The following is a 14,848-nucleotide window of genomic DNA, read 5'->3' as shown; positions in this document are numbered from 1 at the left end:
CTTGTTCATACCCAAGTAACCTCGAGATGCTTGGTTCATCGAGAATGACTTAGCTTGAAGTCACTTGGGTATAATGACTAACGTTTACACAAGTGCGAGAAGAACACCGTCAACCGCTAATACTGCAGAGAAGTATTGGCCTGCTGAGTATGAATCGTCTTCTTCTGCTTCAATGGTGTCGGGGTGAGCCATAGCTAACGCACCATGGGCAAAAGGTTCCACTTGCTCACCGACGGTTTTGTTTTCCGCTTCTACTTTTTTGCTTTCGTGGTCAATGTGCTTCAGTGCAGCAAGCAAGGATATACCTCCGAACATTAGCACTCGTTCACTGAGTGCAGGTAAAAAGGTGTTATTTTTGTATTGGTGAAGTGAGTAATTTCTTACGTGAATTCTATAAGAAATAGATCTGTTTCTGTCGATTTTACATGACTGAAAAATAAGCAAAAACCCGACCGGCTTTTCGCAGCAAGGTTAGGAAATAGGCAAATATTCTATTTGCATCGAAGAGTGTTGTTCCGTTCGGCAAGGTGTTGGTACGCTTGGAGGAGATTGTCTCTTTGGACGAATCGTACTGGTGGCGCTAATACGTTGAGTTGGTAATCTGCGCTATCTGTTGTGATCGCTTGGCTAGGGGTAATCACGACCACATTTAAGTTTGGATTGCGGTTGAGGATCGATGCTGCCGTGCCTAAGCCGCCTTCAGTGTGGAATTTACCGGCAACGTGAATCACTTGAGTGCCGGGATGTTTTTCTAAGTATTTGACGATGGACTCCGCCATGGTCTCATCCCATGTAACCTGAGCTGCGTATTGCTTTTCAGTTTGTTCCGGTTTGCCATGGTGCATGGATGCCATGAACTTTTCTTTGTATGGGCTGCTTGCTGTGTTGATTTCATCCGCAACAAAATTGCGCTCATCGCTATCGAGTTTATCTAGGTAAGCGACACCTTGGCGACCAATACAACGCACAATGTTTTTTGGCGCGTTTGCGGCAATGACTGGAATCTCAGTTTGCTTGGCAAATTCGACCAACGGGCGGTAATCACTTGCGTAATTTGGCCATGCATTACTTTGTTTCATGAAGTACTGCTCGCCAATTTCACCGTTTAGGTATGAATCCAAGATCGCTTGCTTATCACGCGCCACTTGTTCCATGGAAAGTGCAAGAGGACGGTTTATAGAAGATAGCTGTTTTAGCATGTCGGTCTGAAAACGGTGGATACCAGCGTGTGTATGCCATTCACCAATCAGAATCACATCGGCTTGCTGTAGCTCTGGCGTTAATTGATTGACAGAGATGGCTTCACCAGAAGGAGCATGAAGTTGGTAGTCATAGAAACTGGTCACGTTACCAGCAACGGTATTAGGAGTGGTCGGTGTATTAGATGTACAGCCTGTAATTAAGCCCGTAAAAATCAGACCTAGGGTAGAAAAGCGCATTGAAAGCCTCCAGAAATGTCTGAATGATATTGGTGGAGGCTGACTAGCGAATGAGTAATGGCAATTTAGTCTTTGACGTTAAGCCTTGCCACTCTCCACAACGGTTTTTTTGCGGTAAACACGCAACATAAAATCCGCCTCACACTGGAAAAGTGTAGCGGACTTGAGCTCCTCTCGAAGTTCGTCTGTTGCTTTCCATGCTAAAGGTGTCATCTGCAGAAGATCGAAGGCGACACCATTTTGTAAATCCATGCTGTAGTTAAGCTGTTGCTGATGCTCTAGCTCAAAGCCTTCGATGTTCTCAGGCTCTTCGTTGTGGAGGCGCACGTCTTGGTAAATACGCTCACGGAATTGATATAAGTGGCGAGCCGCAGGGGTGACGGTAATGACAACACCGTTGTCTCTTATCACTCGTTGCAGTTCCTCGGCTTTGCACGGAGCGTAGATACGCAGAATGGCATCTAATGATTGCTCAGCAAATGGTAAGCGATGGCTCGATGCCACACTGAAATCGCAGTTAGGGTAACGCTTTGATGCAAAGCGAATGGCGATTTTTGAAATGTCCAAGCCGAAGACTTGTGCTTGTTCATCTTGCGCTTGCAGTGATTGTTGCACTTGATCAGTGTAGTACCCCTCACCACAGCCAATATCGAGCAATTGGTGGCGAGTACCTTCTGTGTACTTTGCACACAGGCGAGCCACTTCTTGGCGCAATGGATCGTAATGGTTCCCGTCAAGGAAGCGACGACGCGCTTGCATCATCTCTTTGTTGTCACCTGGATCTTTAGAGCGCTTGTGGTGTGCTGGCATCAAGTTCACATAGCCTTCTTTTGCTAGGTCAAACTGATGGTTGTTTTCACACTTAAACGTCTTTACGGTTAGCGTTAGCGGTAAGTGACATAGAGGGCATTGGTAGTTCATGACGATCTCTGACGGAGGTTAGGGCAACAAATTCTACCAAAAGGATAGCCTCAAGCGAAATAAAAAAGGCCGGATAAACCGACCTTAAATAATCTGAATTCTGGTTCCACACCATTTATCTTACGGAGATGATGGTCACCAGTTCATGGCTTTCTCCAGGTTGTAGAGTTTTACCTTGTTCAATACTTGGCGCATGAAGAGCGGATTCGACACAAAGCATTGTTTCATAGCCGTTGTCTGCCATGTCCCCCATACTTTGTGCGCCTTCTGCCCAAGGATTCCACAATACTGCAGAGTTATGACCGTGGTTTTCTACGCTCAGTGTGCGGCTGAATACTGGATCTTTCACGAAGATTTGCGCTTCAGGCTGAGTGTAAACACGATCGATAGTGTCCGTCAGTTGCAGAACGTCACCACCTTGGCATACTTCGCCGGCTTTCAAGCTATCAATATATTCAGATCCCATACCGCTGGTGTGCGCTTGCTTGACGTCACCCACGTTGAGGTAAGTGTGCAGTGCACCAGAGAACGTCCAAGCATCGTCATCAATATTGGTCACTTTTAGTGTGATTTTCAGTTCTTCACTCACTTCAACAATTAGGCGAGCATCAAACATGTGTGGCCAAATGTCGTGAATCTCTTTTGAAGGGAGCAAAGCCAGTTCAACGATCACACCATTGTCGTTTTCGCGATGCTCAACCAGTTCCCATTCTGCTGTACGAGCAAAACCGTGTGCCGGCGCGGCAATGCGACCAAACCAAGGCCAGCAGACTGGGATACCGCCGCGGAGTGCGGCTTTACCATCAAAAAGGGCTTTTTCGCTCATCCAAATGAGATCGTCTTGACCTGCAGGCGTAAACGAAATCACATGACCACCGTGTAAAGCGATACCAGCGATGGCTTTATCATGAATAATGCGAACCACTTTTACTTGGTCGATTTCTACGACAGTGACATTGTCAGATAGAACGGTTAAGGCAGGTAGAGTATTTAAATCCATGTGATGTTTCCTATAGCTGGGGGGCGGAGGGACCTTGGCCCATTTACCATGGTTACTAGGGCGCATGTTGAAGGCAACCCTCAATTTCCAGATACAAAAAAGGCGACTCTAAGGCCGCCTTTTATTCAAATCTTATGTTTCAAACACAAGCTTCGCTAATAACTCAATATCTAATTACTTAGAAACGTGAGCGATTAGGTCTAGAACTTTGTTTGAGTAACCGATTTCGTTGTCGTACCAAGATACAACTTTAACGAAGTTATCAGTTAGAGCGATACCAGCTTTAGCATCGAATACTGAAGTTTGAACTTCACCGATGAAGTCTTGAGAAACAACTTGATCTTCAGTGTAACCTAGAACGCCTTTTAGTTCGCCTTCAGAAGCTTCTTTCATTGCTGCACAGATAGCTTCGTAAGATGCGCCGTTCTTAAGGTTAACTGTTAGGTCAACTACAGAAACGTTAGCTGTTGGTACGCGGAAAGCCATACCAGTTAGTTTGCCGTTTAGTTCTGGAAGAACAACGCCTACAGCTTTAGCTGCACCAGTTGAAGATGGGATGATGTTCTGAGAAGCACCACGACCACCGCGCCAGTCTTTAGCAGAAGGACCGTCTACAGTTTTTTGAGTTGCTGTAGTCGCGTGAACTGTTGTCATAAGACCAGATTCGATACCGAACTTGTCGTTAAGAACTTTAGCGATAGGCGCTAGACAGTTAGTAGTACAAGAAGCGTTAGAAACGATGTCTTGACCTGCGTAAGAAGCGTGGTTAACACCCATTACGAACATTGGAGTTGCGTCTTTTGAAGGACCAGTAAGAACAACTTTCTTCGCACCAGCTGTGATGTGCTTACGAGCTGTAGCGTCGTCTAGGAATAGACCAGTTGCTTCAGCTACTACGTCAACACCGATTGCATCCCATTTTAGATCTTCTGGGTTACGCTCAGCTGTTACACGTACAGTTTTACCGTTAACGATTAGGTTACCGCCTTCAACTTCAACAGTACCGTTGAAACGGCCGTGAGTTGAGTCGTACTTCAGCATGTATGCCATGTAATCTACGTCGATAAGGTCGTTAATACCTACAACTTCGATGTCGTTGCGCTCTTGCGCTGCACGGAATACGAAACGACCGATACGGCCAAAACCGTTAATACCTACTTTGATAGTCATTATAGTTGCTCCACAACTTAATTTCTGATTAAAGATAACTGGTAGTAAAATTACAGAATCCAGTAAACATCTGCAACAGATAATCGGACTTAACTTGTCTAAAGTCAAAAAAATGCGACGCTTTTTTTAACAATTCTTCGCAAGTGCTCGATTTTTAAACTTTTTGCTGGCTATTCTACATTCCAGTTGGCGTAATATAACTTTTGAGATAAGTACTCGTAGCAATTTAATTACACGTGGTGTTCTGGTGAGAAAGTATGTGCTACAAATGTTACGAGAATCAAGTTTTTTGCCAAAAAAGTCATGACCAAAAAAAATAGAAGGAATAACCATTGGTGAAAGAAAGTAGAGTAAAGGTGATGAAGTCTGATGAACAGTGGCGTGAACAGCTTTCAGATGAAGAATTTCGAGTCTGTCGAGAGCAAGGCACAGAGCCACCATTTACGGGTAAGCTATTGCATAATAAGGAGACAGGTGTGTACGCCTGTACCTGTTGTCATGCCCCTCTGTTTGTTTCAGATAGCAAGTATGATTCTGGCTGTGGTTGGCCAAGTTTTGATGCGCCAATTGATGATAAAGCAGTACGATATTTAGATGATCTAAGTCACGGAATGGTTCGAACTGAGATTCGATGTGCGACCTGTGATAGCCATTTAGGTCACGTTTTTGAAGATGGTCCCCAAACAACGGGTGAACGTTACTGCGTGAATTCGGTGTCGTTAATTTTCAACAAATCTGGTCAATAATACGGATATTCATTGAAAGAATGTTTCATCCTTTCAATGAATAGACGACTTGTTCACGATGACCATGCATAAATAAACTCCCGAGTTTAACGGGAGTTTATTATTTTATAAATCGTTAGGAATCATCCTTGGTGAATAATTTCCTTTGGCTATCGACTTAGAAATAGAACTAGCCAGATCTTCCAACTCTTCATACGTTTCTGCTTTTGTAAAATTGAACATCCGCTTCAATTGGGTTTCATCGGCAAGAGGCACATCAAAGCGTTTCCCCACCATTGCCCATAAGTAAGCTTGCTCTTTATTTCCTAGGCCTTGGTTAATGCTCGCCATGGACTCGAGTATGACAGGATTCAGATTGCTAGCGTTGGACATCGATAACGCATTATTAAGTAAAACGAGTGTTTTGTGTGGGTCGCGGCTAGTATAGAAGGTCGCGAGGGCATATTGCAGTTCAGCGGAATTTAACTCTGGTTTGCCTTCTTTTTGAAGAAACTGACGACGGGCCTGCTCATCACCCGTTTGTGACCACAAGAAATAAAGCGTCGATGGATCATCCGATCCTTGTAGTTCAGCCACTATTCGATCCAGTTCATCAATGCTATGAACTAACGCATTGAAGCGCTTTCTCTTCAGCGCACTTTGATCGATTGGTGTGATCTGAGAGGCAAGCTCTAAACATTTACGGTATTTTGCGACTAAGCCGTATTCAACCACTTGATTGGCTTCAGAGGGCTCTTTGAGTTGTTCAAAGCGGTGCCAAACCAGATCCGTTCGTGGGATTCGGCATTGTCCGTCGTCCATATTGAGATGTTCACAACGCAGCTTAGGGTTGTTTTGACATAATTCTTCTGTCGTTATATTGCCTTCAAAGCAGCCTGTTAATGTTGCAGTGGCAAGACTTGCCAGTAACCAGTATGTTCGTTTCATGGTTTGCTTGTGATCCGTTACACCAATTCATTTGTGTGTTCTTGACTCTGTTTCTTAACTCGTTATGTTCTGTAAACGAATGTGATAAGAAGGTACATTATGGACGCAGAACAACTATTAAAAGCGATCACGCCAGAAGTCTATGACCGATTAGTCTATGCAGTAGAAACAGGAAGATGGCCAGAGGGTACAACACTTTCCCAGCAGCAGCGAGACTCATGTATGCAAGCTGTGATGTTGTATCAATCAAAACATAACACCGATGCTCAGCACATGACGGTAGCGGCAGGTGGTGAAATCAGCTTTAAGTCTAAGCAAGAATTGAAAAAGCAATTCTGTGAAGATGAGAGTGACATCGTCCGCGTGAACCCAAACCATACCTGATGGTGTGAGACAATTATACCAATCGTAGTAAATAATTGGTGATTATAGCTTGTAATAACGCTCGATAACTTCGTTTAAATTTTTGATTGTAGAATCACTATTTATCGAAAATTTTAGCCTTGTTCTTAAACGTTTTTCCTGTGCTGACTCTGCTCACTTACGGTGATTGAGATTAGAAGAAAAAGCCCAATTATCATCATTGGGCTTATGCATTCTAAACGTGTAGGTGCGCTAAGCTTACAGGCTCATTTCACCGCGTAGAACTTGCTGCATTTTTTCCTTGATTTCTTCGTACGACAGGTTTTGGCTAAGTAAGTAGTGCAATTTCGCCAGTGCCGCTTCGGAAGTCATATCAAAACCACTGATCACGCCAGAATCAGCAAGCGCACAGCCCGTCGCATAGCCACCCATATTCACCTTGCCCGCTAGACATTGCGTTAAATTGACCACAATAACCCCACGTTCAGAGGCTTCTTTCAAGTGGCCTAATAGCTCTGGATTTTGTGGCGCGTTGCCAACGCCGAAAGTGAGTAGGATCATTGCGTTGACGGGTTGGCGTAACGTGTTACGGATAACTTCGTGTGAAATACCCGGATACATAGTGATCACACCAATTGGCTGTGGCGTGATGTTATGTACTTTGAATTCACCTTCTGGTTTTGTACCCACACTCACATTGTTGCTGATCTGGATGTTAATCCCCGCTTCCAATAGTGGCGGAAGGTTCGGTGAAGTAAACGCATTAAAACCATCTGCGTGAGATTTGGTGCTGCGGTTACCACGCATCAATTGGTTATTGAAGAAAAGTGTCACTTCATTGATTGGGTAATTTGCGGCAATGTGTAACGCATTTAATAGGTTTGCTTGACCATCAGAGCGCAGTTCAGCCAATGGAATTTGCGAACCCGTTACGATGACCGGTTTACCCAAGTTTTCAAACATGAATGACAAAGCAGACGCAGTGTATGCCATGGTATCCGTACCATGCAGAATTACGAAGCCATCGTAGTCATTGTAGTTATCACGAATATCGTCAGCGATTTGCTGCCAATCTGCGGGCGTCATATCGGATGAGTCGATCAGAGGCTCGTACTCATGAATCGTGTATTCTGGCATTTCCGCACGGTGAAACTCGGGCATACTGGCGAGTTGCTTTTCCATAAAGCCAGCCACAGGCACGTAGCCGTGATCCGATTTTTGCATGCCGATGGTGCCACCGGTGTACGCGATGTAGATGTGTTTTCTAGTCATCGTTCTACTTTGTTTTCATGTATGGGAACAGTGGCGGGGATTATAGCGAAATGAAGCCTAATAAAAAGGGGCATCTCGCACAGAGATGCCCCTTTTTGGCTAAGCTAAAAAAGCTATTGTACTTGGCAGGTCAAACAGAACGCATATTGACCTTTTGGATCGTTAAAGCTTCGCAGCATGCTTGCGTCTTGTTCGAATTGTTGAACCACTGGCTGAAGACTTTTTGGTAGAAAGCTTGAGGCATCGATACCTAAAGACACTTTCGCCTGATTCATGAATTCTTGAATGAATTGTTCTGAAGGCGATAATGGCTCTTCAACCCAGTAAATGTTGTACTTATCGAGTTGCGCCAATTCTGCTGCCAGCTTGACCGCATCATCAAAGTCACCCATTTGGTCTACAAGTCCGAATCCTTGCGCATCTTGGCCTGTCCAAACACGACCTTGCGCGACTTTATCGACTTGTTCTAGCGACATATCACGATTAGAACCCACTAAAGAAATAAAGCGTTTGTAGCCGTGTTCGATACCGAGTTGAAACGCTTGAGACGCGCCTTCCGATAGACCCGTAGTGAGTCCTTCACCAGAGAAGGGGGATGTGCCAACCCCGTCGGTATTGATACCCAGTTTATTAAAGCCTTTCTCAAAAGTCGTGATCACGCTGAAAATACCAATGGAGCCAGTGAGAGTGGTTGGCTGAGCAACGATCTTATCTGCACCCATTGAGATCCAATAACCGCCAGATGCCGCTAAGCTAGACATAGAAGCCACGACGGGCTTACCTGCTGCTTTGAGTGCCTCGACTTCATTGCGAATCACTTCTGAAGCAAACGCGCTACCGCCAGGGCTGTCAACACGAAGAACCACCGCTTTTACTTTGTCATCGTTACGCGCTTGGCGAAGTAGACTCGCGACCGTATCGCCACCGATACTACCGCGTGGCTGCTGACCGTCCATAATGGTACCGCTCGCGACCACAACCGCGACGTCACTTTCGGCGATATTAACATCTGGACGAATCGTTGCGAGGTAGTCGTAGTAGCCAATGGCGTTGTAACTGTCTTTACCATCACTGCCAAACTTATCCGCAAATAGGCGACGAATATCTTGACGGGTGGCGAGTTCATCCACCAACCCTACTTTTACCGCCAATTGTGCAATGTCACCATCGACAGACTTCATTTCAGCCAAAAGCTCATCCATCGTTGGGTTAAGAACGTTGGCATTGATGTTGCGGTTGGTGGCGACGTCATCAACGTAAGCGCTCCAAAGCTGAGTAATCCAACGAGTGGCAGACTCTTTTGCTGCATGAGACATATCATCACGAATGAATGGTTCAATGGCAGACTTATAGGTACCGACACGAAAGACATGAGTAGAGACATCGAGCTTTTCTAGCAGAGTTTTGTAGTACATCGAGTAAGAGCTGTAGCCTTTAATCAGTACACCACCGTCTGGGGCTAGGTAAACTTTGTCGGCGTAGCTTGCTAGATAGTATTGGCTTTGATTGTAAAACGCTCCAACTGCGTAGATTGGTTTGCCGGAAGACTTGAACTCATTCAATGCTTTTGCGATGTAGCGAAGCTTGGTGAGATTGGTTTCTGGCATATCACGTAGCGCAAGCACAAGGCCTGAAACTTTCGGATCATCTTTCGCGTAGCGAATGGTATCGACAATATCGAACAAAACATTTTCTTTTGGCAGCTCATTGCCTAATACTGAACTTGCAACTGAGTCCATCGGGTTGACGTAACGACGTTGCTCCACGATAGGTCCAGAAAGGTTCATGACTAACGCCGATTCTTTCTCAATAACGGGCTGGCCATTCCCTGTGTAGGTAAAAGCAAAATAGAAAATGGCGATCATCAATAAGAAAATCAAGTTAGCCAATGCAAGCCTGACAAAGGTGATGGCTTTCCAAATCCCCTTAAATATCAGACCAATAAATTTGAAGAGTTTTTTCATCTTGTCTCCACAATGAGATAGTCATTCCCTAATCTTATAAAGTCTGGGTTCTTATCTCTAAGATCTCATAAGATAACATTTTTTTAGCTTATCACGGTCACTCAATAATTGGCATATTTTCACTTGAGATTGATCGGTGTTACAAAAATGTAAACGTGCGTTTGATTTTTTTATGGCGCAGGCGTACTCTGGTCAGACCACAAAAATAACAATGGATGTTGAGCGATGTCTGCCATGTACCCAAATTTGTTAAAGCCATTAGATCTCGGTTTCACTCAATTGAAAAACCGTGTGTTGATGGGATCAATGCACACCGGTTTAGAAGAGCACAAAGAGGGGCTGCAGAAGCTCGCTGCTTTTTATGAAGAACGTGCGAAAGGTGGCGTTGGTTTGATTGTTACCGGCGGTTTTTCCCCTAATTTACGTGGTCGATTACACCCTTTAAGCGCTGAGTTCAGCAAGCCGAAGCATGCTAAAGCGCATAAAGTGGTCACTGACGCCGTGCATAAACACGGTGGTAAGATTGCCTTACAGATTCTTCATGCTGGTCGTTATGCGATGCATCCATTCGCGCAAAGTGCATCAGGCACGAAAGCACCCATCGCCAAATTTGCTCCGTGCAAAATGAGTGAACGCCAAATCAAGAAAACCATTGATGCTTTTGCCAATAGTGCCGAACTGGCACAGTTCGCTGGTTATGATGGCGTGGAGTTAATGGGCTCAGAAGGTTACTTGATCAACCAGTTTTTATGTCAGCGCACTAACATGCGATATGACGAGTGGGGCGGTAGCTACAAAAAACGCATGCGCTTTCCGGTTGAAATCGTTAGGGCGGTTCGTAAAGCGGTGGGTGACAAGTTCATTATCATTTTCCGTTTATCGATGCTTGATCTCGTAGAACAGGGCAGTACCTTTGAAGAAGTGATAGAACTTGCTAAAGCGTTAGAAGACGCGGGAGTGACCATCATTAACACGGGTATTGGTTGGCACGAAGCGCGCATACCAACGATTGCTACTCAAGTCCCACGCGGCGCATTTACTTGGGTTACAGAAAAGGTTAAGCCGCATGTTTCTGTGCCTATCATCACCTGTAACCGAATCAATACACCGGAAGAAGCTGAGCGTATTCTTGCTTCGGGCCAGGCTGACATGGTTTCCATGGCGCGCCCATTCCTCGCTGACCCATATTTTGTCGCGAAAGCAGAGCAAAATAAATCTCAATTCATCAATACTTGTATCGGCTGTAACCAAGCGTGCTTGGACAATGTGTTCAAAGGAAAACGTGCAAGTTGTTTGGTCAATCCTCTTGCCTGCTATGAAACCGAAATTGTGGTTAAGGACGCATTTAAGAAGAAAAATATTGCTGTAGTGGGCGCGGGGCCTGCGGGTTTGGCATGTGCGACGACCTTGGCTAAACGCGGGCATAAAGTCGACCTGTTTGAGAAGAATGATCGTATTGGGGGGCAGTTCCGCCTCGCGATGCAGATCCCAGGTAAAGAAGAGTTTCGCGAAACCATTCGCTATTTTGCCAACCGTCTTGATGAAACGGGCGTCCACTTGCACTTATCGACGGAAGCAAATTACGATTTACTAACGGAGTACGATGAGGTTGTCATGGCATCGGGTGTTGAGCCGCGTAAAGTGAACATTGATGGCATTGATAACCCGGAAAAAGTCATCGATTATCAGACTCTGATCCGCGATAAAACCCCGGTGGGTGAAAAAGTGGCGATTGTTGGTGCTGGTGGCATCGGTGTTGACGTTGCAACCATGATAACGGAACCAGAAGGACAAACTCTGGACGATTGGTTACATGAGTGGGGCATTGATAAAGAGATGTCTCAACCTGGCGGTTTATACCCTTATCCCGATTCAATCAGTGATAAAGAAGTGTGGGTGCTTCAACGTCGTAAAGGCCGTGTGGGTAAAGGCCCTGGCAAAACCACTGGCTGGATCCATAAACGTACACTGGAAAAGCGCGGCGTTTATCTATTGGGTGGTGTATCGTACGATAAGATTGATGTTCAGGGATTACATATTCATGTCGATGGTAAAGAACGTTTGATTGAAGCGGATACTGTGGTGATTTGTGCTGGACAAGAGTCAGTACGACCGTTTGAAGACAAATGGCATCAATTGGGTGATAAGCTACACATCATTGGTGGCGCGGACCACGCAGGTGAACTCGATGCTGTTCGAGCGATTCGTCAGGGGGTTAAGCTCGCTGTTGAGCTTTAGCGATTCAAAGTAAGAAAAAGCTGCGTGTTTTGCGCAGCTTTTTTTGTTGTGAGAATCTCTTTCTCCTCACGCGCTGACACCATTTAAAACAGAGTGTTATTCGTGGTAGGGGATTGTGCTAAAGTGAGCAACGTAAACAATAATAGCTATATTCAATAAGGAACCGTTCATGGATGCTCTCGATCTTTTGCTCAATCGTCGTTCTATCGCTAAGTTGTCAGAGCCTGCGCCTGAGGGGGTGGCACTAGAAAACATCATTCGTGCTGGTCTTCGCGCGCCAGACCACGCTGGTTTAACACCATGGCGATTTGTCATCGCTCAAGGCGAAGGTTTAAAGAAACTCTCGGATATTCTGGTTAAAGCCGCTATCGCAGACAATAGTGAAGACGAGGTGATTGAAAAAGTGAAGAATGCCCCGTTTCGTGCACCTATGGTGATCACCGTGATCGCTAAGGTCACTGAGCATGAAAAAGTGCCAGCGTTTGAACAATACCTTTCTGCTGGCTGCGCAGCACAAGCGATGCAAATGGCAGCGGTAGCACAAGGCTTCCAAGGCTTTTGGCGTTCAGGTAAGTGGATGTTCCATCCAACAGTGCACCAAGCATTTGGCTTAGAAGGCGAAGATCAAATTGTTGGTTTTCTATATCTGGGGACGCCGGGTTGTACTCCGTTAAAAGTGCCGGCACGCGAGCTATCTAAGTTTGTTGAGTTCCAGTAAAGGCGTGACCTCAAGCGTACTTACTGTTTATCTGTACAGTTTTTCTTGATTTGTTAGGGCGACATTAGATAATGTGGCCCTAATTATTATGACTTCCAAAAACTTATGTCTCGTCTGTTTATTGCTGAAAAACCAAGTTTAGGCCGCGCGATTGCGGCGGCACTTCCTAATCCTCAAAAGAAAGACCAAGGTTTTATTCGTTGTGGCAACGGCGATGTGGTCACTTGGTGCATTGGCCACCTGTTAGAGCAAGTTGAGCCTGACGCATACGACGAGCGTTACAAAAAATGGAACCTGGCAGATTTACCGATTGTTCCCCAGCAGTGGCAATTAAGGCCAAGGAAAAGTGCCAGCAAACAGCTCACCGTGATCCGTAAGCTTCTCAAAGAGGCAACGGAAGTGATTCACGCCGGAGACCCAGATCGAGAAGGTCAGTTGCTGGTGGATGAGGTACTGGATTACTGCAAGCTTTCCAAAGCCAAAAAAGAGGCCACTCAGCGCCTGCTGATTTCCGATTTGAACTTACCCGCAGTCAAACGCGCGTTGAACTCGATGCGTAGCAATCGTGATTTCATTCCTCTTTCGGTTTCTGCGCTTGCGCGCTCAAGAGCCGATTGGCTTTATGGTATGAACATGTCTCGCGCGTATACGTTGCTTGGGCAAAAAGCGGGTTATCAGGGCGTGTTGTCGGTAGGACGGGTGCAAACCCCCGTGTTGGGCTTGGTGGTTCGCCGCGATGAAGAGATCGAAAACTTTGTGCCTAAAGATTACTTCACGCTACACGCTCTCATTCCGTATCAAGATCACAATGGCGCTTTTGATATTCGAGCACGCTGGAAACCCAGTGAAGCTTGTAAGCCTTGGCAGGATGAAGAAGGGCGCATTTTAAGCCGAAAACTGGTAGAGAATGTGGCGAGTCGCATTGCAAACCAACCCGCTAACGTGACCGAGTCGGAGCAAAAGCAAACCAAGCAATCTGCGCCACTTCCGTACTCCTTATCTGCGTTACAGATTGATGCGGCAAAGCGTTATGGCATGAGCGCACAGCAGGCCTTGGATACCTGTCAGGCATTGTATGAAAAGCACAAGTTGATCACTTACCCTCGTTCAGATTGTCGTTACCTACCGATAGAGCATTATGCGCAAGCGGGGGCGGTGACATCGGCTATCTCGAACAACGCTAAAGAGCTTCATAGCGCGGTACAAGGTGCCGATTTGTCCATCAAATCCAAAGCATGGAACGATAAAAAGGTCGACGCGCACCACGCGATCATTCCCACACCGAAACAAGCCAATGTGAATGCCTTGTCGGGTAACGAGATGAAAGTGTACCAGCTCATTGCTCGCCAGTATTTGATGCAGTTTTATCCAGCAGCGGTGTATGCAGAAGCGAAGCTGGTCTTCGATATTGCGGGTGGCACGTTCGTGGCGAAAGGTCGTCAGTTGGTGTCCCCTGGTTGGAAAGCGTTAATGGGTAAAACGGACAAAGAAGATGAGGGCATTGATGCGGTGCCACCGTTACCCGAAGGAACCGTGCTGACGTGTCGCGAAGGGGAAATAAAAGATCGCAAGACTGAGCCGCCAAAACATTTTACAGAAGCAACGCTGCTGCAAGCCATGACAGGAATTGCCCGTTATGTTGCCGATAAAGAGCTGAAAAAGATCCTCAGAGACACCGACGGTCTTGGTACAGAAGCCACGCGTGCGGGGATTCTCGATACGTTGTTTAAGCGGCAACTTTTGACTCGGCAAGGTAAATCGATACTGAGCTCCCAAGCAGGGCGAGGTCTGGTTCATGCTTTACCGATCGATGCGACCTACCCGGATATGACTGCAAACTGGGAGCACCAACTGCAAGGAATGGCCGAGAGAAATCAAGCTTACCAACCGTTTATGCACGCTTTAGAGCAGCGTATCGATGGATTGATGGGACAGGTCAAAACAGGGCCGATTCCTGAGTCGTTACGACATTTGCCAAAAGTCGAGCGACCAGCTTTTAAACGTAAGAAACGCAGTTATTCAAAGGGCAGTACATCTAAATCGAGTGCCGCTAAGCGTCAATCCTCCTAAAGAGTAAAGCGGCACATTTG

General features: G+C 45.9%; 12 protein-coding genes and 1 pseudogene. 5 read left to right on the top strand and 8 right to left on the bottom strand.

Annotated elements, in window-relative coordinates; translation table 11 throughout:
* Window positions 1-84: 84 nt before the first annotated feature.
* From AK965_RS14660 to gap, 5 genes and pseudogenes are all read right to left on the bottom strand, one after another.
* Window positions 85-306: pseudogene (locus AK965_RS14660) on the bottom strand (hypothetical protein); the annotation flags it as partial.
* Between the two features lie 185 nt (window positions 307-491).
* On the bottom strand, window positions 492-1,439 hold the full coding sequence (locus tag AK965_RS14655; RefSeq protein WP_099080306.1) for a ChaN family lipoprotein: 948 nt from the start codon (window positions 1,437-1,439) through the stop codon (window positions 492-494).
* Window positions 1,440-1,517: 78 nt separating this feature from the next.
* Window positions 1,518-2,360, bottom strand: coding sequence for a 23S rRNA (guanine(745)-N(1))-methyltransferase (rlmA, locus tag AK965_RS14650; protein ID WP_099080305.1), 843 nt, complete (start codon window positions 2,358-2,360; stop codon window positions 1,518-1,520).
* A 115-nt stretch (window positions 2,361-2,475) separates the two neighbouring features.
* The gene (locus AK965_RS14645; RefSeq protein WP_099080304.1) at window positions 2,476-3,360 is read right to left on the bottom strand and encodes a D-hexose-6-phosphate mutarotase; all 885 of its coding nucleotides are present in this window, start codon (window positions 3,358-3,360) and stop codon (window positions 2,476-2,478) included.
* A 174-nt stretch (window positions 3,361-3,534) separates the two neighbouring features.
* Window positions 3,535-4,530, bottom strand: a complete 996-nt coding sequence (gene gap / locus AK965_RS14640) for a type I glyceraldehyde-3-phosphate dehydrogenase (protein WP_099080303.1) — start codon at window positions 4,528-4,530, stop codon at window positions 3,535-3,537.
* Window positions 4,531-4,862: 332 nt separating this feature from the next.
* Between gap and msrB the strand changes: the two genes are divergently transcribed.
* The gene (gene msrB, locus AK965_RS14635; RefSeq protein WP_172438161.1) at window positions 4,863-5,276 is read left to right on the top strand and encodes a peptide-methionine (R)-S-oxide reductase MsrB; all 414 of its coding nucleotides are present in this window, start codon (window positions 4,863-4,865) and stop codon (window positions 5,274-5,276) included.
* A gap of 105 nt (window positions 5,277-5,381) precedes the next feature.
* Here msrB and AK965_RS14630 read toward each other — a convergent pair whose 3' ends face one another.
* Window positions 5,382-6,203 carry a DUF2989 domain-containing protein gene (locus AK965_RS14630; protein ID WP_099080301.1) on the bottom strand — a complete coding sequence of 274 codons (822 nt, stop codon included), beginning with the start codon at window positions 6,201-6,203 and terminating at the stop codon, window positions 5,382-5,384.
* A gap of 99 nt (window positions 6,204-6,302) precedes the next feature.
* Between AK965_RS14630 and AK965_RS14625 the strand changes: the two genes are divergently transcribed.
* On the top strand, window positions 6,303-6,587 hold the full coding sequence (locus AK965_RS14625) for a YeaC family protein (protein WP_099080300.1): 285 nt from the start codon (window positions 6,303-6,305) through the stop codon (window positions 6,585-6,587).
* Window positions 6,588-6,824: 237 nt separating this feature from the next.
* On the opposite strand, the gene ansA is transcribed toward AK965_RS14625, so the two are convergent.
* Window positions 6,825-7,838: an asparaginase gene (gene ansA / locus AK965_RS14620; RefSeq protein WP_099080299.1), complete on the bottom strand. Its 1,014-nt coding sequence runs from the start codon at window positions 7,836-7,838 to the stop codon at window positions 6,825-6,827.
* A 113-nt stretch (window positions 7,839-7,951) separates the two neighbouring features.
* Window positions 7,952-9,802, bottom strand: coding sequence for a signal peptide peptidase SppA (gene sppA, locus AK965_RS14615; protein WP_099080298.1), 1,851 nt, complete (start codon window positions 9,800-9,802; stop codon window positions 7,952-7,954).
* 225 nt (window positions 9,803-10,027) lie between these two features.
* Between sppA and AK965_RS14610 the strand changes: the two genes are divergently transcribed.
* The 3 genes from AK965_RS14610 to AK965_RS14600 all read left to right on the top strand — a co-directional run bounded on the left by AK965_RS14610 (window position 10,028) and on the right by AK965_RS14600 (window position 14,828).
* The gene (locus AK965_RS14610) at window positions 10,028-12,040 is read left to right on the top strand and encodes an NADPH-dependent 2,4-dienoyl-CoA reductase (RefSeq protein WP_172438160.1); all 2,013 of its coding nucleotides are present in this window, start codon (window positions 10,028-10,030) and stop codon (window positions 12,038-12,040) included.
* Between the two features lie 169 nt (window positions 12,041-12,209).
* Entirely contained in the window at window positions 12,210-12,758 is a 549-nt protein-coding gene (locus AK965_RS14605) for an NAD(P)H nitroreductase (protein WP_099080297.1), read from the top strand.
* Between the two features lie 105 nt (window positions 12,759-12,863).
* The gene (locus AK965_RS14600) at window positions 12,864-14,828 is read left to right on the top strand and encodes a DNA topoisomerase III (RefSeq protein ID WP_099080296.1); all 1,965 of its coding nucleotides are present in this window, start codon (window positions 12,864-12,866) and stop codon (window positions 14,826-14,828) included.
* Window positions 14,829-14,848: the final 20 nt, after the last annotated feature.

Origin of the sequence: Vibrio sp. PID17_43 (assembly GCF_002608565.1) — a bacterium.
GTDB lineage: Bacteria > Pseudomonadota > Gammaproteobacteria > Enterobacterales > Vibrionaceae > Vibrio.
This window is presented reverse-complemented; position numbering and strand designations above follow the sequence as displayed.